Origin of the sequence: Massilia niabensis, from assembly GCF_042655085.1 — a bacterium.
GTDB classification, from domain to species: Bacteria; Pseudomonadota; Gammaproteobacteria; order Burkholderiales; family Burkholderiaceae_D; genus Telluria; species Telluria niabensis.
Map to the genome: position 1 here is coordinate 505,087 of NZ_JBHSMU010000003.1, position 18,458 is coordinate 523,544.

16 protein-coding genes are annotated in these 18,458 nt (G+C 65.0%); 4 read left to right on the top strand and 12 right to left on the bottom strand.

Annotation, left to right across the window (positions count from 1 at the left end; genetic code table 11):
• Window positions 1–4: 4 nt before the first annotated feature.
• The 6 genes from ACFPN5_RS02400 to ACFPN5_RS02425 form a co-directional block, all read right to left on the bottom strand.
• Window positions 5–1,006: a septal ring lytic transglycosylase RlpA family protein gene (locus ACFPN5_RS02400; protein ID WP_379779705.1), complete on the bottom strand. Its 1,002-nt coding sequence runs from the start codon at window positions 1,004–1,006 to the stop codon at window positions 5–7.
• A gap of 15 nt (window positions 1,007–1,021) precedes the next feature.
• The gene (rodA, locus tag ACFPN5_RS02405; RefSeq protein ID WP_379779707.1) at window positions 1,022–2,137 is read right to left on the bottom strand and encodes a rod shape-determining protein RodA; all 1,116 of its coding nucleotides are present in this window, start codon (window positions 2,135–2,137) and stop codon (window positions 1,022–1,024) included.
• A 10-nt stretch (window positions 2,138–2,147) separates the two neighbouring features.
• Window positions 2,148–4,076, bottom strand: a complete 1,929-nt coding sequence (gene mrdA / locus ACFPN5_RS02410) for a penicillin-binding protein 2 (RefSeq protein WP_379779709.1) — start codon at window positions 4,074–4,076, stop codon at window positions 2,148–2,150.
• 52 nt (window positions 4,077–4,128) lie between these two features.
• Window positions 4,129–4,647, bottom strand: coding sequence for a rod shape-determining protein MreD (mreD, locus tag ACFPN5_RS02415; RefSeq protein WP_379779711.1), 519 nt, complete (start codon window positions 4,645–4,647; stop codon window positions 4,129–4,131).
• Entirely contained in the window at window positions 4,647–5,942 is a 1,296-nt protein-coding gene (gene mreC, locus ACFPN5_RS02420; protein WP_379779713.1) for a rod shape-determining protein MreC, read from the bottom strand. Before mreC ends, mreD begins: the two co-directional genes overlap by 1 nt.
• 116 nt (window positions 5,943–6,058) lie before the next feature.
• A complete protein-coding gene (locus ACFPN5_RS02425; protein ID WP_193687199.1) occupies window positions 6,059–7,102 on the bottom strand; it encodes a rod shape-determining protein in 1,044 nt (347 codons plus the stop codon).
• Window positions 7,103–7,443: 341 nt separating this feature from the next.
• On the opposite strand from ACFPN5_RS02425, the gene gatC reads away from it, so the two are divergent.
• The 3 genes from gatC to gatB are packed head-to-tail and all read left to right on the top strand — an operon-like array spanning window position 7,444 to window position 10,745.
• A complete protein-coding gene (gene gatC, locus ACFPN5_RS02430; RefSeq protein ID WP_379779715.1) occupies window positions 7,444–7,743 on the top strand; it encodes an Asp-tRNA(Asn)/Glu-tRNA(Gln) amidotransferase subunit GatC in 300 nt (99 codons plus the stop codon).
• A gap of 24 nt (window positions 7,744–7,767) precedes the next feature.
• The gene (gatA, locus tag ACFPN5_RS02435; protein ID WP_379779717.1) at window positions 7,768–9,243 is read left to right on the top strand and encodes an Asp-tRNA(Asn)/Glu-tRNA(Gln) amidotransferase subunit GatA; all 1,476 of its coding nucleotides are present in this window, start codon (window positions 7,768–7,770) and stop codon (window positions 9,241–9,243) included.
• Between the two features lie 23 nt (window positions 9,244–9,266).
• On the top strand, window positions 9,267–10,745 hold the full coding sequence (gene gatB / locus ACFPN5_RS02440) for an Asp-tRNA(Asn)/Glu-tRNA(Gln) amidotransferase subunit GatB (RefSeq protein WP_379779809.1): 1,479 nt from the start codon (window positions 9,267–9,269) through the stop codon (window positions 10,743–10,745).
• A gap of 83 nt (window positions 10,746–10,828) precedes the next feature.
• Here gatB and pyrE read toward each other — a convergent pair whose 3' ends face one another.
• Both pyrE and ACFPN5_RS02450 read right to left on the bottom strand, forming a co-directional pair.
• A complete protein-coding gene (gene pyrE, locus ACFPN5_RS02445; RefSeq protein ID WP_379779719.1) occupies window positions 10,829–11,491 on the bottom strand; it encodes an orotate phosphoribosyltransferase in 663 nt (220 codons plus the stop codon).
• Window positions 11,492–11,563: 72 nt separating this feature from the next.
• Window positions 11,564–13,729 (bottom strand): ATP-binding protein, encoded by a 2,166-nt coding sequence (locus ACFPN5_RS02450; protein ID WP_379779721.1) that lies wholly within the window; start codon window positions 13,727–13,729, stop codon window positions 11,564–11,566.
• Window positions 13,730–13,926: 197 nt separating this feature from the next.
• On the opposite strand from ACFPN5_RS02450, the gene ACFPN5_RS02455 reads away from it, so the two are divergent.
• A complete protein-coding gene (locus ACFPN5_RS02455; RefSeq protein WP_379779723.1) occupies window positions 13,927–14,697 on the top strand; it encodes an exodeoxyribonuclease III in 771 nt (256 codons plus the stop codon).
• Window positions 14,698–14,703: 6 nt separating this feature from the next.
• Here ACFPN5_RS02455 and ACFPN5_RS02460 read toward each other — a convergent pair whose 3' ends face one another.
• The 4 genes from ACFPN5_RS02460 to metX all read right to left on the bottom strand — a co-directional run bounded on the left by ACFPN5_RS02460 (window position 14,704) and on the right by metX (window position 18,449).
• Window positions 14,704–15,627, bottom strand: coding sequence for a pseudouridine synthase (locus ACFPN5_RS02460; RefSeq protein ID WP_379779725.1), 924 nt, complete (start codon window positions 15,625–15,627; stop codon window positions 14,704–14,706).
• Between the two features lie 10 nt (window positions 15,628–15,637).
• On the bottom strand, window positions 15,638–16,546 hold the full coding sequence (locus ACFPN5_RS02465; RefSeq protein ID WP_379779727.1) for a M48 family metallopeptidase: 909 nt from the start codon (window positions 16,544–16,546) through the stop codon (window positions 15,638–15,640).
• Between the two features lie 140 nt (window positions 16,547–16,686).
• Complete coding sequence (gene metW / locus ACFPN5_RS02470) at window positions 16,687–17,301, bottom strand: methionine biosynthesis protein MetW (RefSeq protein ID WP_379779729.1); 615 nt, start codon at window positions 17,299–17,301, stop codon at window positions 16,687–16,689.
• Window positions 17,298–18,449, bottom strand: coding sequence for a homoserine O-succinyltransferase MetX (gene metX, locus ACFPN5_RS02475; RefSeq protein ID WP_379779731.1), 1,152 nt, complete (start codon window positions 18,447–18,449; stop codon window positions 17,298–17,300). The genes metW and metX overlap by 4 nt, the downstream gene beginning before the upstream one ends.
• Window positions 18,450–18,458 lie beyond the last annotated feature (9 nt).

The window sequence follows — 18,458 nt, forward strand, 5'->3', positions numbered from 1 at the left end:
TACCCTAGCGCTTCACCACAATCGGCTTCAACCCGAACCCCGGCGGCAAGGCCTTTGCCGCCTGCTGCGCTTCCGCGCGCGAGCCGAACGGCCCGCCGTAGAGGCGGTGCACGGCGCCGGCAGGCGCCACTTCCAGGTTACCCATGGCGACACCGGCGTCGGCCAGCTGGCGGCCCATTTCCTGCGCCTTCTCGGCGCGGCTGTAGGCACCCAGCTGCAGGTAGAAGCCAGCCGCTGTGGATTTGGCAGCCGCGGCGGGCAGCGTTTGTGCGAGCGCGGCGCTGTCGGTCTGCACGCGGCCTTCCAGCATCAGGGCCGCGATTTCCGGCGACGGCGTCAATGCCTGGGCCTGCGAAGTGGCGGCGCGGCGTTCGCGCGCGAGGCGGATCGGGTCGTTCGGAAACAGGCGCTCGATCTCGACTTCGTGGCTGCCCCTGCCGAGCAGGCCGAGTTTCAGCGCCGCGGTGTACGAGACGTCGACCACGCGGCTGGCGTGGAAAGGGCCGCGGTCGTTGATCCGCACTACGACCGATTTGCCGCTCGCCACGTTGGTGATGCGCGCATACGACGGGATCGGCAGCGTCGGGTGGGCCGCCGTCATCTTGTACATGTCGTAGGGCTCGCCCGACGAGGTGCGCTGGCCGTGGAACTTGACGCCGTACCAGCTGGCCACGCCGCGCTGCACGAACGGGTTCTCGTGCAGGAAGGGCGTGTAGGTCTGGCCGAGAACGGCGTACGGCCGGTTCGCCCATTTATGGTAGGGTTCAGCGCGCACGACGGCGTCCGGGACGAGTTCCAGGCCCTGCGGGATGTTGCGCCCTGGGCCGTCGTCCTTGTAGTACCCCCCGCGGCCGGAACCGGCGGCGGGAAGTACCGGACTATGTTCGCCGGTGATTTTATGTTTCCAGGGTAGCGGAACCAGGCTTTTGTGTTCGCCAGTCGATCCGCATCCGGTCATTAATGCCGCGAGGGCAATGACCGCTGGGAGATGTCTCGGAGCGGTCATCGCATCCTCCTCCATTCAGGTCTGCACCAGCTTCCGGTGCCGTTGTATGCTCATCAATATACCGGCGCCGAGGCCCAGCGTGATGAACGCGGTACCGCCGTAGCTCATGAAAGGCAGCGGAACTCCCACCACGGGCAGGATCCCGCTCACCATGCCCATATTGACAAAGGCATACGTAAAGAAAATCATCGTGATCGAGCCGGCCAGCAGCCGCGAAAACATGTTCGGGGCGTTGGCAGCAATCATCGCGCCGCGGCCGATCAGCAACAGATAGATTACCAAAAGAAATAGGTTGCCGACCAGTCCAAATTCTTCCGAGTAGACCGAAAACACGAAGTCGGTCGTCTGTTCGGGCACGAATTCGAGCTGGACCTGGGTGCCCTGGTGGTAGCCCTTGCCCGTCACGCCACCCGAACCGATGGCGATCACGGACTGGATGATGTGGAAGCCCTTGCCGAGCGGGTCGGAGGTCGGGTCGATCAGCGTCATCACCCGCTCGCGCTGGTAGTCGTGCAGCATCGACCAGGCCACCGGCATGCCGGCGGCGGCGGCCACGGCCAGCCCGATCAGCACCTTCCAGGGCAGGCCGGCGAGGAAGATCACGTAAAAGCCGGAAGCGCCGACCAGCAGCGCCGTGCCGAGGTCGGGCTGCTTGGCGATGAGCACGAAGGGAATCAGCAGCAGCACGCCCGCCACCACGAATGACTTCCACTGCCCCGCCTTGGCGCGCTGCTGGAAATACCAGGCAATCATCAGGGGCGTGGCGATCTTCATGATTTCCGAGGGCTGGATGTCGACCCCGATGTACAGCCAGCGCCGCGCGCCTTTCTTGATGATGCCGAACATCGCCACCGCAATGAGCAAGGCGACCCCGACCGTATAAACGGGCACTGCGATGCGCATCAGCGTTTGCGGCGACAGCAGCGAGGCCACCCACATGACGACAAAGGCCAGGATGAAATTGCGCATCTGGGCTTCGACCCGGCCCGGGAATTCGGTGCCGGCAGAGGACATGGTGATCATGCTGGTGGTGACGAGCATGAACAGGATCATCGCCAGCGGCCAGTCGAACACGTTGAAATACGGCTTCAGGCGGCGGCTGAGTGAACGCCGCTCGGGATAATAGGCCATCCGGTGGCTCCTAGTGATGGGCTGCCGTAACCGCCTTTGGAGCGGCTGTGGCGGGAACGTCGGTGGCCGGCTTGGGCGGCGTGGGCCGCTTGCCGAGCAGGTAATAGTCGAGCGCCTTGCGCGCGATCGGCGCCGCCGAGGCTGCGCCGAAGCCGGCGTTCTCGACCACCAGGGCGATCGCGATGCGCGGCTTGTCGGCCGGCGCAAAGGCGACATACAGCGCGTTGTCGCGGTGACGCTCGTCGATCGCATTGGCGTTGTACTTCTGCCCTTTCAGGCCGATCACCTGGGCGGTACCGGTCTTGCCGGCCGAAATATAGCCCGCGTTCTTGAAGGCCCGGTGGCCGGTACCGTAGGTTTCCTGGGTCACGCCCACCATCGTGTGCTTGATGAAGTCGATGTTTTCCTGCTTGAGCGGGATGCGCCGGCTTTCCTTCGGTACTGTCATGGTGCGCTGGCGCGTGGCGCCGTCCTCGATCAGCTTGACCAGGTGCGGCCGCATGACCACGCCGTTGTTGGCGAGGTTGGCCACCGCGTGCGCGAGCTGGATCATGGTGTAATTATTAAAACCCTGGCCGATGCTGATCGAGATGGTGTCGCCGCCCACCCACTTTTGGGCCTGGCGGTTGCGGCGGAAGCGGTTCGCCTTCCACTCTTTTGAGGGCAGCACGCCGGTCTTTTCGTGGTCGAGGTCGATGCCGGTCGGCTCGCCGAAACCGAAGGGGCGCATGAAAGCCGACATGCGGTCGACGCCCATCTCGTGGCCGAGCTGGTAGTAATAGGTGTCGCAGGATTCGACGACCGACTTGTACATGTCGACGGTGCCATGCCCGCCTGGCTTGTCGTCGTTGAAGCGGTGCCCGCCCAGCATGAAGAAACCGGGGTCGCGGATCGCATCCGAGGGCCGGCGCAGGCCCAGCTCGAGCGCGGCGAGCGACATGAAGGGCTTGAAGGTCGAGCCCGGCGGATAGGTGCCCGAGAGCGGCCGGTTCATCAGCGGCTTGTCCAGCGAGGTATTCAGTTCGTTCCAGCTCTGGGTGTCGATGCCGTCGACAAACAAGTTCGGGTCGAAGCCGGGGCGCGACACATAGGCCAGCACGTCGCCGGTTTCCGGCTCGATCGCCACGAAGGCCCCGCGCTGGTCGCCGAAGGCCTCCTCGACGACCTTCTGCAGTTCGATGTCGATCGACAGGATCAGGTTGCTGCCCGGGACCGGGGCGCGGCGCGACAGCGTGCGGATCGCGCGCCCGCCCGCGGTCCGCTCGACCTGTTCGTAGCCGGTGGTGCCGTGCAGGTAGCTCTCGTAGCGCTTCTCGAGGCCTTCCTTGCCGATGTGTTCGGTGCCGTTGTAGTTGGCCGCGTTATCGCTCTCGGCCAGGGCATCCGATTCCTTCTGGTTGATGCGGCCGATGTAGCCGACCACGTGCGAAGCGACCTCCCCCAGCGGGTACTGGCGGAACAGCCTTGCCTGCACCTCGACGCCGGGGAAGCGGAAGCGCTGAGCGGTGAAACGCGCCACCTCGTCGTCGGTCAGGCGGGTGCGCAGCGGCACGCTGGCGAAGCTGCGCGACTCTTCCAGCAGGCGCTTGAAGCGCCTGCGGTCCTTCGCCTCGATCGCCACCAGCTTGGCCAGCTCGTCGATCACCGACTCCATGTTCGCCTGCAGCTTGGACGGCGTGATCTCGAGCGTATAGGCCGAGTAGTTGCGCGCCAGGACCACGCCGTTGCGGTCGACGATCAGGCCGCGGTTGGGCACGATCGGCACCAGGGCGATGCGGTTGTCCTCGGCCTGAGCGTGATAGGTGTCGTGCTGGACCACCTGCAGCCAGACGAAGCGGGCCACCAGGATGCCGAAGCAGACGAACACCATCCCCAGCATCACCGTCAGGCGCATGCGGAAATGGTGGATCTCGCGGTCGCTGTCTTTAATTTCTGTCATTAACTGCGTCAGTCATTACTGCGTTCGGTCATTTACTGCGCGACGAGGAACATCAGATCGGGCGGGTATGGTCGCGGTCGACCGCGCGCCGCTGCGGCGCCAGCAGCAGCCAGGTGATCACCGGCCACAAGGCGACGGCGACGGCGCTTTCGATGAAATGCAGCCAGCCGGTGAAGCGGCCGGTCGCGATGAAGTGCACCAGCACCTGGATCGCCTGGGCCAGCAGCAGCAGCGGGAACACGTGCATGGCCTGGGTCGCCACCGGGAACCACAGCACGCGGCGGTGGATCATGGTGCCCACGTAGGACAACAACGTGTAGGCCAGTGCGTTCTCGCCCAGCAGCGTGGCGTCGTGGACGTCCATCAGCAGGCCCATGCCGAAGGCGACGCCGATGCCGACCTTGCGCGGCTGGTGGATGCCCCAGAAGACCAGCACCAGCGCCACGAAATCGGGCGCGCCGGTCCAGCGCCCCCAGGGCAGCAGGTTGAGCATGAAGGCGCAGGTCAGGCTGAACGCGATGAACAGCGGGCTGACCGGCAGCAGGATGTAGTTGGGGCGGTGTCCGGGCATTACGCGCCCTCCTTGCGGGTGGCCGGCTGCGCCGGCGGGGTCAGGGCGGCGGTCGGGACGGCGGCCGGCGCACCGGTAGCCGCCGGGCCGGGCTGCACGGCGGTCGGGACGGCGGCCGGCGCACCGGTAGCCGCCGGGCCGGGCTGCACGGCGTTCGTGCCCGCGGGCGGCGCCTGGCGTGGCGCGGCGGCCGGGGCGCCTGCGCCGCGTACCGGCACCCCGGCGTTCGGCGTTGGCGTGGCGGGAACAGCCGTATTCGGTGCGGCGGCCGGGACCGGCGTCACCGTCGCGGCGGGCGCGCCCGCCACCGAACCGGGCGCGGTGCCCGGCTGCGCCGGCACACCTTGCGCAGGCAGTGGCGAGGCCGGCAGCGGGGGCAGCGGCACCGGCTCCATCTTCGGCAGGTTGCGGCGTACCGCATGCGCCGCCGGTACCGGCGCGTCCGCGGGCCTCGGCGCCTTGGCCGCTCCCGACTTGACGATCAGGAGCTGGCGGTGGCGGTCGACGCCGCCGAGCGGCTGGCAGACCACGCGCCCGAAGGCGCCGGCCGCGACCTTCTCGACCTGCATGACCTTGGCCACCGCCAGCCCGGCCGGATACATCCCGTCCAGGCCCGAGGTGACGATGACGTCGCCCACCTGGATGTCGGCATCCGGCGCCACGAAACGCAGGTCGAGCAGGCCGGAACGTCCGCGGCCGTAGGCGATGCTGCGCAGGCCCGAGCGCAGCACCTGCACCGGAATGGCCTGGTCCCTGTCGGTCAGCAGGGTGACTTCGGAGGTGAACGGGAACACGCGGGTGACCTGGCCGATCACGCCGGCATTGTCGATCACCGGCAGGCCGGGCTGCACGCCGTTGTGAGAGCCGCGGTCGAGCACGATGCGGCGCGTGGACGGGTCGCGCGCGTCGTACAGGATCTCGCTCATGATTGACCCGGTCGGCAGGTATTCGCGGGCTTCGAGCAGGCGCCGCAGGTGGGCGTTCTCGGCCATCTGGAGCTGGGCCAGCTGCATGGCCTGGGCTTGCGCCACCTGCTGGTTCTTCAGGTCGCGCACTTCATTCTGCAGGCTCGAGAGCGAGGAAAAATAGCCGCCCATGCTGGAGACGGCATCGCGCGGCATCAGCGCGGCCATCTGCAAGGGGTAGAGCACGGTGCCGGCGACCTGGCGCACGGTGTCCAGGACGTGCATGCGCGCGTCGACCACCAGCAGCACCAGCGACAGGAGGGCGCACACGGTCACCTTCACCCGCGCCGGGGCGCCCTGTTTGAATAGCGGCGGAGGACTGTAATCCATGAATTTCAGTGATGACGGCCGATGCGACGAATGGTGCGAATGGCAGCATGGGCAGGCGATCGGCTTGAAGCCGCGCGCCTGCCCATCCTTCTCACCTCTTCATACGGCCGGTCGAATTACTCGTACGAGAAGATCGAACCCAGCTTGTCGTTGTGCTCCAGCGCCATGCCCGAGCCGCGCACCACGCAGGTCAGCGGGTCTTCGGCCACCAGCACCGGCAGGCCGGTCTCTTCCATCAGCAGGCGATCGAGGTCGCGCAGCAGCGCGCCGCCGCCGGTCAGCATCATGCCCTTCTCGGCGATGTCGGCGCCCAGTTCCGGCGGGGTCTGCTCGAGCGCGTTCTTGACGGCCGAGACGATGTTGTTCAGCGGGTCGGTCAGGGCTTCCAGGATCTCGTTGCTCGAGATGGTGAACGCGCGCGGGATGCCTTCGGACAGGTTGCGGCCCTTGACTTCCATTTCCTTGACTTCCGAACCCGGGAAGGCCGAACCGATGGCCTTCTTGATCGCTTCGGCGGTCTGCTCGCCGATCAGCATGCCGTAGTTGCGGCGGATGTAGTTGACGATGGCCTCATCGAACTTGTCGCCGCCGACGCGCACCGAGCCTTTATAGACCATGCCGCCCAGCGAGATGATGCCCACTTCGGTCGTGCCGCCGCCGATGTCGACCACCATCGAGCCGGTCGCGTCCGATACCGGCAGGCCGGCGCCGAGCGCGGCGGCCATCGGCTCTTCGATCAGGAACACCTGCGAGGCGCCGGCGCCCAGGGCCGACTCGCGGATCGCGCGGCGCTCGACCTGGGTCGAACCGCAAGGCACGCAGATGATGATGCGCGGCGACGGGCGGAAGAACTTCGAATCGTGCACCATGCGGATGAACTGCTTGAGCATTTCTTCGGTCACGGTGAAGTCGGCGATCACGCCGTCCTTCATCGGGCGGATCGCCTCGATGTTGCCCGGTACCTTGCCCAGCATTTGCTTGGCCTTCTTGCCGACCGCCTGGATCGTTTTCTTGCCGTTCGGGCCGCCCTGCTGGCGGATCGCCACGACCGACGGTTCGTCCAGCACAATGCCCTGGCCGCGCACATAGATCAGCGTATTGGCGGTACCCAGGTCGATGGCCAGGTCGTTCGAGAAGTAGCTGCGTAAAGATCCAAACATGTGTGTCCTGATGCGCGTGGTCGCGCCTAAACTATTGATCGGGTGTCCTCGCCGCGTCGGCCCTGCCTGCGCCCGGCGGTCTTGTCATGCTCTTTCATGCGTCCGGGGTCGCGCTCATTCGGCGCAGACCACGCATTAGCCCGCCATTCTACCTTATAATTTACCGATTAAACGCTAAGAACAGGGGGTTTTACCCCTCAGTTCCCGAAGCGAGATCGACGGGATTAACAAGCTTTTATCGACTGTAGCAAGGCGTTCAACAGCGCTTATCGATAAACAACGCGCAATTCCGTTATCCGTCCAATCACATTTTGAACGCGGCCCATGCCGCGCTTTTTGCCATGTCCCTGACTCTTTCAGACGTAAAACGGATCGCCAACCTGGCCCAGCTCGACCTGGACGACGCCCATGCGGAGACCGCGCTGGGCGAGTTGAACGGCATTTTCGCCCTGGCCGAACAGATGCAGGCCGTCGACACGACCGGTGTTGCGCCCTTGTCGCATCCGCTCGCCGCGATCCTGGCCCTGCCGCTGCGCCTGCGCGAAGACTTGGTGACCGAAGAGAACCGCCGCGACGACTACCAGGCGCCGGCGCCGAAGGCACAAGACGGCCTGTACCTGGTGCCGAAAGTAATCGAGTAACCAGCATCCAAGAGACTGAGCACCATGCACACCAAAACCATCAAAGAGCTGTCGGCGCTGCTGCACGCAAAGCAGGTATCGAGCACGGAACTCACCCGCCATTACCTGGACCGCATCGCAGCGAGCGGGCACAACGCCTTCCTGCACGTGAACCCGGAGCTGTCGCTGGCCCAGGCCGCCGCCGCCGACCAGCGCATTGCCGAAGGCACGGCAGGCCCCCTGACCGGCGTGCCGATCGCGCACAAGGATATCTTCGTCACCCGCGACTGGCGCACGACTGCCGGCTCGAAGATGCTGGCCAACTATGTCAGCCCCTTCGACGCCACCGTCGTCGACCGCTTCAACGCGGCCGGCATGGTCACGCTCGGCAAAGTGAACTGCGACGAATTCGCGATGGGCTCGGCCAACGAGAACTCGGCCTTCGGCCCCGTGCAAAATCCGTGGGACGCGTTGGCGGTGCCGGGCGGCTCCTCGGGCGGCTCGGCCGCCGCGATCGCCGCGCGCCTGGCGCCGGCCGCCACTGCCACCGACACCGGCGGCTCGATCCGCCAGCCGGCGGCGTTCTGCGGCGTGTCGGGCATCAAGCCGACCTATGGTCGCGTGTCGCGCTTCGGCATGATCGCGTTTGCCTCCTCGCTCGACCAGGGCGGCCCGATGGCCCAGACCGCCGAAGACTGCGCCCTGCTGCTGAACGAAATGGTCGGCCACGACGAGCGCGATTCGACCAGCCTGACCTTCGAACAGGGCAATCAGCCTGAAGACTTCACGCGCGACCTCGACAAACCGCTGGACGGCCTGCGCATCGGCGTCCCAAGCGAATACTTCGGCGAAGGCCTGGCCGCCGACGTCGAAAGCGCCGTGCGCGCCGCGCTCGAACAGTTCGTGGCCCTGGGCGCGGTGTTGGTTGATATTTCGCTGCCGAAAACGGCCCTGTCGATCCCGACCTACTACATCATCGCCCCGGCCGAAGCCTCGTCGAACCTGTCGCGCTTCGATGGCGTGCGCTACGGCCACAGGGCCAGCGAGTACAAGGACCTGCAGGACATGTACAAGAAAACCCGTGCAGAGGGTTTTGGCCGCGAAGTCCAGCGCCGCATCCTGGTCGGCACCTATGTGCTGTGCCACGGCTACTACGACGCCTACTACGTGCAGGCGCAAAAGATCCGCCGCCTGATCGCCGACGACTTCCAGGCTGCATTCGCCGACAAGTGCGACGTGATCATGGGGCCGGTGGCGCCGACGGTGGCATGGGACGCGGGCTCGAAAACGAATGACCCGGTCGCCAACTACCTGGCCGACATCTTCACGCTCTCGACCAGCCTGGCAGGCCTGCCCGGCATGTCGATCCCCTGCGGTTTCGGCCAGGGCGAGAAGAACAGCAAGCGCCCGGTCGGCCTGCAAATCATCGGCAATTATTTTGCCGAAGCCAAGCTGCTCAACATCGCGCACCAGTACCAGCTGGCGACCGACTGGCACCAACGCGCGCCTGAAGGCGTCTAACGCAAACCGTGCCCGCACAGAGAATACAAAGAGAGAACACCATGCAATGGGAAGTCGTCATCGGTCTTGAGAACCACGTCCAGCTCACGACCAATTCGAAAATCTTCAGCGGCAGCTCGATCCAGTTCGGCGCCGAGCCGAACACGCAGGCCAGCCCGGTCGACCTGGCGCTGCCGGGCGTGCTGCCGGTCATGAACAAGGGAGCGGTCGAGCGCGCGATCCGCTTCGGCCTCGCGGTCGGCGCGAAAATCGCACCGCAGTCCGTCTTCGCCCGCAAGAACTACTTCTACCCTGACCTGCCGAAGGGCTACCAGATCAGCCAGTTCGAAGACCCGGTGGTCCAGGGCGGCACGGTCACCTTCGGCTACGAGAAGGAGGGCAAGCTCGAGACGAAGACCGTCAACCTGACCCGGGCCCACCTGGAAGAGGATGCGGGCAAGTCGCTGCACGAAGACTATGCCGGCATGACCGGCATCGACCTGAACCGCGCCGGAACGCCGCTGCTGGAAATCGTGTCGGAACCGGAAATGCGCAGCGCAGCCGAAGCGGTGGCCTATGCCAAGGCCCTGCACTCGCTGGTGATGTGGCTGGGCGTCTGCGACGGCAACATGCAGGAAGGCTCCTTCCGCTGCGACGTCAACGTCTCGGTACGCCCGCTGGGCCAGCAGGAATTCGGCACCCGCTGCGAGATCAAGAACCTGAACTCGTTCCGCTTCATGGAAGAAGCGATCCACTACGAAGTGCGGCGCCAGATCGAACTGATCGAAGACGGCGGCAAGGTCCAGCAGGCGACCCGCCTGTGGGACCCGGACCGCAAGGAAACCCGCTCCATGCGCTCGAAAGAGGATGCGCAGGACTACCGCTACTTCCCCGACCCGGACCTGCCGCCGCTGATGATTTCCGAGGAGTGGATCGAGCGCGTGCGCGCCGACATGCCGGAGCTCCCAGGCGCCATGCGCGCGCGCTTCACCGGCGACTACGGCCTGCCGGAATACGACAGCCTGATCCTCACCTCCTCGCAGGGCATGGCGACCTACTACGAAGCCGTGGTGGCGAAGGCCGGCAAGGAAAACGCGAAAGCCATCGCCAACTGGATGATGGGCGACGTCTCCTCGACCCTGAACCGCGAAGGCGTGGACATCACCGAGTCGCCGGTGGAAGCGTCGCAGCTGGCACTGCTCATCAAGCGCATCGCCGACGGCACGATCTCGAACAAGGCCGGCAAGGAAGTGTTCGCCGCCATGTGGGAAGCCAAGTCGACGGATGAAAACCTGGCCGACATCGTCATCGAACAGAAGGGCCTGAAGCAGATTTCGGACACCGGTGCCCTCGAGGGGATCGTCGACGAAGTGCTGGCGGCGAACGCCAAGTCGGTCGAGCAGTACCGCGCCGGCAAGGAAGCGGCAATCAACGCGCTGATCGGTCAGGCGATGAAGGCCTCGAAGGGCAAGGCGAATCCAGCGCAGGTGACGGAGCTGCTGAAGAAGAAGCTGGCGGGCTGATTTCAGCTGGTAGATACGAAAAAACCGGAGCAATGCTCCGGTTTTTTTATGCGTGAATTTTTATGCGTAATGCCCGGTAGGCCTCACACGCCGTAACGCGTCCGATACGCCGCCACCGCATCCTTGTGCTGCCCCAGCTCGGCCCCTGCCCCTTCGCCCGACAGGTAGGTGAACAGGTCTTCCAGGTTGGCGATCGAGATGACCGGAATACCGAACTCCTTCGCCACCTGCTGCACCGCCGAGCCCTCCGACAGCGCGCCATCCTTGCCCGAGCGCTCCATGCGGTCGAGTGCAATCAGCACGGCGGCCGGCTCTGCACCGGCGGCGCGGATCATCTCGACCGATTCGCGTACCGAGGTGCCGGCCGAGATCACGTCGTCGATGATGATGACCTTGCCCTGCAGTTTGGCGCCGACGATGGTGCCGCCCTCGCCGTGGTCCTTGGCTTCCTTGCGGTTGTAGGCGAACGAGGTATTGCGGCCCTTGGCAGCGAGCGCAACCGCTGTGCTCGAGGCCAGGGTGATGCCTTTGTAGGCGGGCCCGAACAGCATGTCGAATTCGACGCCCGCGTCGAGCAGCGTCTGCGCGTAAAACTGGGCGAGGCGACCGAGCGTTGCGCCGTCGTGGAACAGGCCGGCGTTGAAAAAGTAGGGAGATAGCCGCCCCGCCTTGGTCGTGAACTGACCGAACTTCAATACTTCGGCCTCGACCGAAAATGCAATAAACTCCTGGCGCAGATTGCTCACGCAGTTCTCCATCAATTCGAAAACACGTATTTTAATCCTCCCAGCCGGGCAGGAGGACCGGCCCCGCCGTTTTCAGGCGTCGCCGGCAAGCCGCGCCACCTCGTCTGGCGTGATCGGCTTGACCAGGTGCCGCGCGAACCCGGCCGCGGCGCTGCGTTCCCTGTCCGCCTCCTGCCCATAGCCCGACAGCGCCACGAGACGGCATGGATGCGCGCCCAGCAGGCGGCGCAGGCGAACGGCGAGCTCGCAGCCGTCCATGTCCGGTAGGCCGATGTCGAGCACCGCGAGGTCCGGCTGCAGCCGCTGCACGGCGTCCAGCGCGGCAGCCGGATCGTTGAAGACTTCGACCACATGGCCGTGCGCCTCCAGCAGCAGGCCGAGCGTTTCGGCAGCATCGACGTTATCGTCGACAATCATGATGCGGCGCTGCGCGAACGCCGGCGCGACCCCGAGCGCCGCAGCCGGTTCGCTGGACGCGCCGGCGCTGCGCAGCGGCAGCCGTACGACGAATTCACTGCCCTGCCCGGCTCCTGCGCTGCGCGCCTGCACCACACCGCCGTGCAGCTCGACGATGTTCTTGACCAGCGCCAGGCCGATGCCCAGCCCGCCCTCGCTGCGATCGACGCCGCGTTTGCCCTGGAAGAACAGGTCGAACACCTGCGTGAGCATGTCTTCGGCAAGGCCAATGCCGTTGTCGGTAACGCTGATGCACAGCCAGCCCGGGCCATCGGAACGGCCGCGCAAGGCGATCCGGCCGCCATGCGGTGTATAGCGCGCCGCGTTCGTCAGGAGGTTCGACACCACCTGGGCCAGGCGCATCGGATCGCCCTCCCAGCGCAAGCCAGGCTCGATGTCGACCTCCATGCGGTGGCCGCGCTGCTCCAGCAGCAGGCTCGCCATTTCAACGGCTTTCGCCAGGGGCTGGGCAATATCGACATGTTCGAATTTCAGTTCGATCTGGCCACGGGTAGCCCGGGCGACGTCCATGAGGTCGTCCACCAGGCGCACGAGGTGGTCCACCTGGCGCTCGATGATCGCCCTTTCGCGCTCCGCGCCGGGCGTGCCGCGCAGGCGCATGAGCTGCAGCGCGGTCACGATCGGCGACAGCGGGTTACGCAATTCGTGCCCGAGCATGGCGAGGAATTCGTCCTTGGTGCGGTTTGCCGCGGTCAGCTCGTCGAGCATCCGTTCGCGCTGGGCCAATGCTTCGTCGCGCTCGTGGTGGGCGGTGGCGTCGCGCGTGAAACAGCGCGTGTAGCGCAGCTTCCCATGTTCGAACAAACCGTTGGAGTTGATCAGGACATGCTTGACCGAGCCATCCTTGCAGCGCAAGCGGGCGGGCTGGTCGTACAGGGTGCCACCGGCGCCCAGCGTTTCGAGGATCTGCTCGATGACCGGCGCATCGACGTGAAAATCGGCGATCGGGTGGCCGACATACTCCTCCCAACGGTAGCCGAGCATCTGCAGTTCGGCCTTGTTGGCCCACAGGATGGTGCCGTCCGGGCCGACCCGGTGCAGTCCCTCGGCCGCGTTCTCGACAAAGTCGGCCAGTTCCTGTTCGCGCTGGCGCAGGGCCTGCTCCAGGTCCTTGCGACGTGCCACCTCGGCATCGACCGTCAGCGCCTTGCGCTCGAGGCCGACGAGGCGCAGCGGCTTGCCCTTGACGTCGTGGATGCGGCCGGCCGGTGCGTGGGTGCAGGCATGGCTGTGCTGCGCACAGACCTGCTCGAATTGCTCGGCCAGTTCGGTATTGGGGAACAGCTGCCACGGATAGGCGCAGAACAGCGAGAACTGCATCTCGTCCGACAACGCATTCCACATTTGCTCGAGGCGGATGGCGGCGCCGTAGCGCCCTTCGGCGCACAGCAGCGCGACCATTTCGCCGAATGCATGCAGGACGGCGCCGCGGGCGATGGCCGGCGCCGCCGCTTGGCGGATCACCCTGCGGAAGGCCTGCTCGTCGGGCCAGCCGTCGACCATGAAGCATTCCAGCGTCACTTGCGCATCGAGGAAGACGAGATGCTGGGCCGAGTGCCCGGCATCCTTGCCGAGCTGCCTGCGCAGTTCGGCTTCATGAGCCGGTGTGGCGATGACAAGGCCAACGCCGCCCACTTGCAGAGCCTGTGCGATGAAACCGGCGACTTCGTCCATCAACACAGCGTCGTCGTCATAGAAACGTACAACGTGGGCATTTTCCGGACGATTCTCGCGGGACACAGGGCCTTCGTTCGTGATCACGGCATTTCCCTTCAGGAGATTGCCTAACGGCATAAAATGTGTCGCGGGCGTCGACCAGTTTAACAGATTACCGGGGCGCCCACCGCCCCCTCCCCAGCCGTTCCATTGCCGCAACGGCCACGCATTTCGGAAGCACCCAAAACACGTTACACTGTCGCCGCACCCCGGGCCGTACTGCCCTTTTCTTCTTTTGATCCATGCCAAGAATTATCTCTGCCAACCTCAACGGTGTCCGTTCGGCCCACAAAAAAGGCTTTTTCAACTGGCTCGCCAAGGTCGATGCCGACTTCATCTGCGTGCAGGAACTGAAAGCCCAGGAAGCCGACATGACCGAGGAATTCCTCCGTCCGCACGGCTACCACGGCCATTTCCACTACGCCGAAAAGAAGGGCTACTCCGGCACCGGCGTCTACAGCCGCTGCGCGCCCGACAGCAAACTGATCGGCTTCGGCTGCCCGGAGTTCGATGCCGAGGGGCGCTATACCCGCTGCGACTTCGGCAACCTGACCGTGATTTCCGTGTACTGCCCGTCCGGTTCCTCCTCGCCCGAGCGCCAGCTGGCCAAGTTCCGCTTCATGGAAGTGTTCCTGCCGCACCTGCAGCAGCTGAAAGCCGAGGGCCGTGAAGTCGTCATTTGCGGCGACTGGAACATCGCGCACAAGGAACTCGACCTCAAGAACTGGAAGAGCAACCAGAAGAATTCGGGCTTCCTGCCGGAAGAGCGCGCGTGGATGACGCGCATTTTCGACGAGCTGGGCATGGTCGACGTGCACCGCGTGGTGGCGCCGGAAGCGGCCGACTACACCTGGTGGAGCAACCGTGGCCAGTCATGGGCGAAGAACGTGGGCTGGCGCATTGATTACCACGTCGCGACGCCAGGCATCGCCGCCAAGGCGCATGCGGTATCGGTCTATAAGGACGAGCGTTTTTCGGACCACGCCCCCTTGATTATCGACTACCACCTGTAAGCAGCGCTACTCCGGCCAGGCCAGCGTGCGTTCGCTCGTGAACGTGCGCGACTGGCCGGTGAGCGGATCGTCAAAGCTGATCGAGCGCGCCAGCAGTTGCAGAGGCGCTGAAAAATCGTCCCCCTTGCAGGGCAGCGCCACCGGGTAGAAGGCGTCGTTCAGGATCGGTGCGCCCAATGAGGCCAGGTGCAGGCGCAACTGGTGCTTGCGTCCCGTGTGCGGGTGCAGGCGGTAGCGCACGATGTCGCCGCGGCGTTCGATGAGCTCGATGAGCGTTTCCGAATTCGGTTCGCCCGGCTCCTCGGTCATGACGAAGAACTTGTCGCCGTCGACCATGCGGCTCGTGTAGGTGAAGGGGAAAGCATGCCCTTCGATCGGGCCGGCCAGCGCTTCATAGGTTTTTTTGACCACCCGTTTCTGGAACATCGACTGGTACCTGCCGCGCGTCTCGATGTTGTGCGAAAAGATGACCACGCCTGCCGTTTCGCGGTCGAGCCGGTGGATGGGGGTGAGGTGCGGCAGCTCGAGCTGGGCTTTCAGGCGCACCAGCAGCGTCTCGTGCAGGAAGCGCCCAGTCGGGATCATCGGCAGGAAATGCGGCTTGTCGACGACCAGAAGGTGCTCGTCCTGGAACAGGATCTGTTCCCTGAACGGGATCGGGGTTTCACCCTCGTCGAGCTCGCGGTAGTACCAGACGCGCATGCCTTTGCGGACATGGCTGTTCGCTTGCAGGGGCGCGCCCAGGGCGTCGACCACCTCGCCCCGCTCCAGCCGTGCCGCCCACGATGCGGGCGCCACGTCGGGAAAGCGCTCGGTCAAAAAGCGCAGCATGCCGCCGGCCAGCGTCTCGGTCAGCCACAGGTAGCTGGGCGCGACGCCGTTGCGAACCGGGAGGGGGACGTAGGAATTGGCTTCGGCCTGGCGCCCCATCACACCTCCCTTACTTCAGGGCGACGTTGGTGCGGTAGGGCGGCAGGCGGTTGACGCTGGTGCCCTTGCTGCGCGCGTACAGCGGCAGCAGCACGTTCATGTGCCGTTCCATGTCGCCGATACGGGTTTCGCCGCCCGGGTGGGTCGACATGAATTCGGGCGGCGCACCCTTGTTCAGCATCCCCATCTTGCGCCACAGCGCCACGCCCGCGCGTGGGTCGTAGCCTGCGCGCGCGGCGATGTCGAGGCCGACCAGGTCCGCCTCGCGCTCCTCGTCGCGCGAGAATTTCAGCACTACGCCCTGGCCGATCATGCCGGTCACTGTATTGGTGATGCTCGGATCAATACCGAAGATGGCCGAGCCGAGGGCGCCGGCGCCGCGCGCCACCATCGTAGTGATGCCGGACTTGGCGGTGCGCTCGCGGCCGTGCTCGCGCAGCGCGTGCGCAATTTCGTGGCCCATGATGGCGGCCATCTCGTCGTCCGTCAGTTTCAGCTGGTTGATGATGCCGGTGTAGAAACCGATTCGACCGCCGGGCATGCAGAACGCATTGACCTGCGGCTGCTCGAACAGGTTGACCTGCCAGTCCCAGTTTTTCGCCGACTGGTTCCAGCGCGGCGTATGCGGGATGATGCGCTGGGCAACGCCGCGCAGGCGTTTCACTTGCGGATCGGTCGCCGGCACCAGGACGCCCTTCTGCTGCGCCTGCGAAACCATGGCCTGGTACTGCTGGGCCGCCGCTTCGTTCATCTGTTCTTCCGGAACAAGCACGCGCACCCGCGACAGCGGCTTGACGGCGATGCCGTCCTGGACGACCTGCTCGCCCTTCTGGGCGTGGGCCTGCTGCAAGGGCATGGCCATGAGGCTGGCGGCCGTCGCAATGGAGAGGGCGAGGTGTTTTAACTTGAATTTGTTCATGTCTATGGCCAGTGTGCTGTTTTTGTCAACAACATCGTCGCAGAAAAGTGCTGATGGGGTACGCACGATAAGCATGGATGATTGCGCAGCGGACGGGCGAAGGCAACCGCGGTTGCATTGCGTTACCTTCGCATCGGCTTTTATGCCCGCTTCGCCCGCTTCCGCAACCTGAACACCGCCAGGCTCCCGCGCAGATTCGGCAGGAAGGTTACCGGCTTGCCGTCCGCCAGCGCCACGTACTCCAGCACTTCCAGCCCGCACTCCTCGGCCAGCTCCTTGAAATCATAAATGGTCGCGCAGCGCACGTTCGGGGTGTCGTACCACTGGTAAGGCAGCGAGCGCGAGACCGGCATGCGGCCCTTGAGCAAGGCGACCCGGTGCGGCCAGTAGGCAAAGTTCGGGAACGAGACAATCGCTTCGTTCCCCACCCGCACGATGTCGCGCAGCAGCGCCTCGACGTGCTGCATCATCTGCAGCGACGACAGGCACAGCACCGTGTCGAAGGAATTGTCGCCGAACAGGCCCAGGCCCGCTTCCATGTCGTGCTGGATGACATTGATGCCGCGCCGGGTGCTCTCGAGCACCTTGTCGTCGGCGATCTCGATGCCGTAGCCGGAGCAGGACTTGCCCTTTTCCAGGTAGCGCAGCATGGCGCCGTCGCCGCAGCCGACGTCGAGCACGTGGGAGCGGTCGCCAACCCAGTGGGCGATGAAGGCCAGGTCGGGCCGCAGCGTACTCAGGTCTTCGAAATTCATGCGGCCTCCCCGGTTGACTCTGCCCAGATGCGGTCGATGTAGGCCCGCACCACGCCCATGTAGCGCGCGTCTTCCAGCAGGAAGGCGTCGTGCCCGTGCGGCGCGTCGATTTCGGCATACGTCACCTTGCGCCGGTTCGAAATCAGCGCTTCCACGATTTCGCGGCTGCGCTCGGGCGAAAAGCGCCAGTCGGTCGTGAAGGAGGCGATCAGGAACTGTGCCCGGGTCGTCGCCAGCGCCTTGGTGAGGTTGCCGCCGTGCTCGCGCGCCGGATCGAAGTAGTCGAGCGCTTTCGTGATCAGGAGGTAGGTATTCGCGTCGAAGTATTCCGAGAATTTATCGCCCTGGTAGCGCAGGTAGGACTCGATCTCGAAGTCGGTGCCGAAGTCGAATTTGTAGTCATTCGATTCGGCGGCATTCCGAAGTTTGCGGCCGAATTTTTCGGCCATGTCGTCGTCCGACAGGTAGGTGATGTGCCCGACCATGCGCGCCACCTTCAGGCCGTTCTTCGGGACCACCTTGTATTCGTAGAAATCGCCGCCGTGGTAATCCGGATCGGTCAGGATAGCCTGGCGCGCGACGTCGTTGAAGGCGATGTTCTGGGCCGACAGCTTCGGCGTGGAGGCGATCACGATGCAGTGGCGCAGCCGGGTCGGGAACATGATGCTCCACGAGAGCGCCTGCATGCCGCCGAGCGAGCCGCCCATCACGGCGGCGAATTGTTCGATGCCGAGGCGGTCGGCCAGGCGCGCCTGCGCGGTCACCCAGTCTTCCACCGTCAGCAGCGGAAACGCGGCGCCGTAGGGCTTGCCGGTGGCCGGGTTGACGTGCATCGGGCCGGTCGAGCCGAAGCAGGAACCGAGGTTGTTCACGCCGATGACGAAAAAGCGGTCGGTGTCGACCGGTTTGCCCGGCCCCACCATGTTGTCCCACCAGCCGGCGCTTTTCGGCTCGTTGGCGTAGGTGCCGGCCACATGGTGCGAGGCGTTCAGGGCGTGGCAGATCAGCACCGCGTTCGAGCGGTCGGCATTGAGCGTGCCGTAGGTTTCATACATGAGCGTGTAGTCGCCGAGCTGCGCGCCGCTTTGCAGGCGCAGCGGCTCGGCGAAATGCATCGCTGACGGGGTGACGGTTCCGATGGATCCCATGAGACTTTC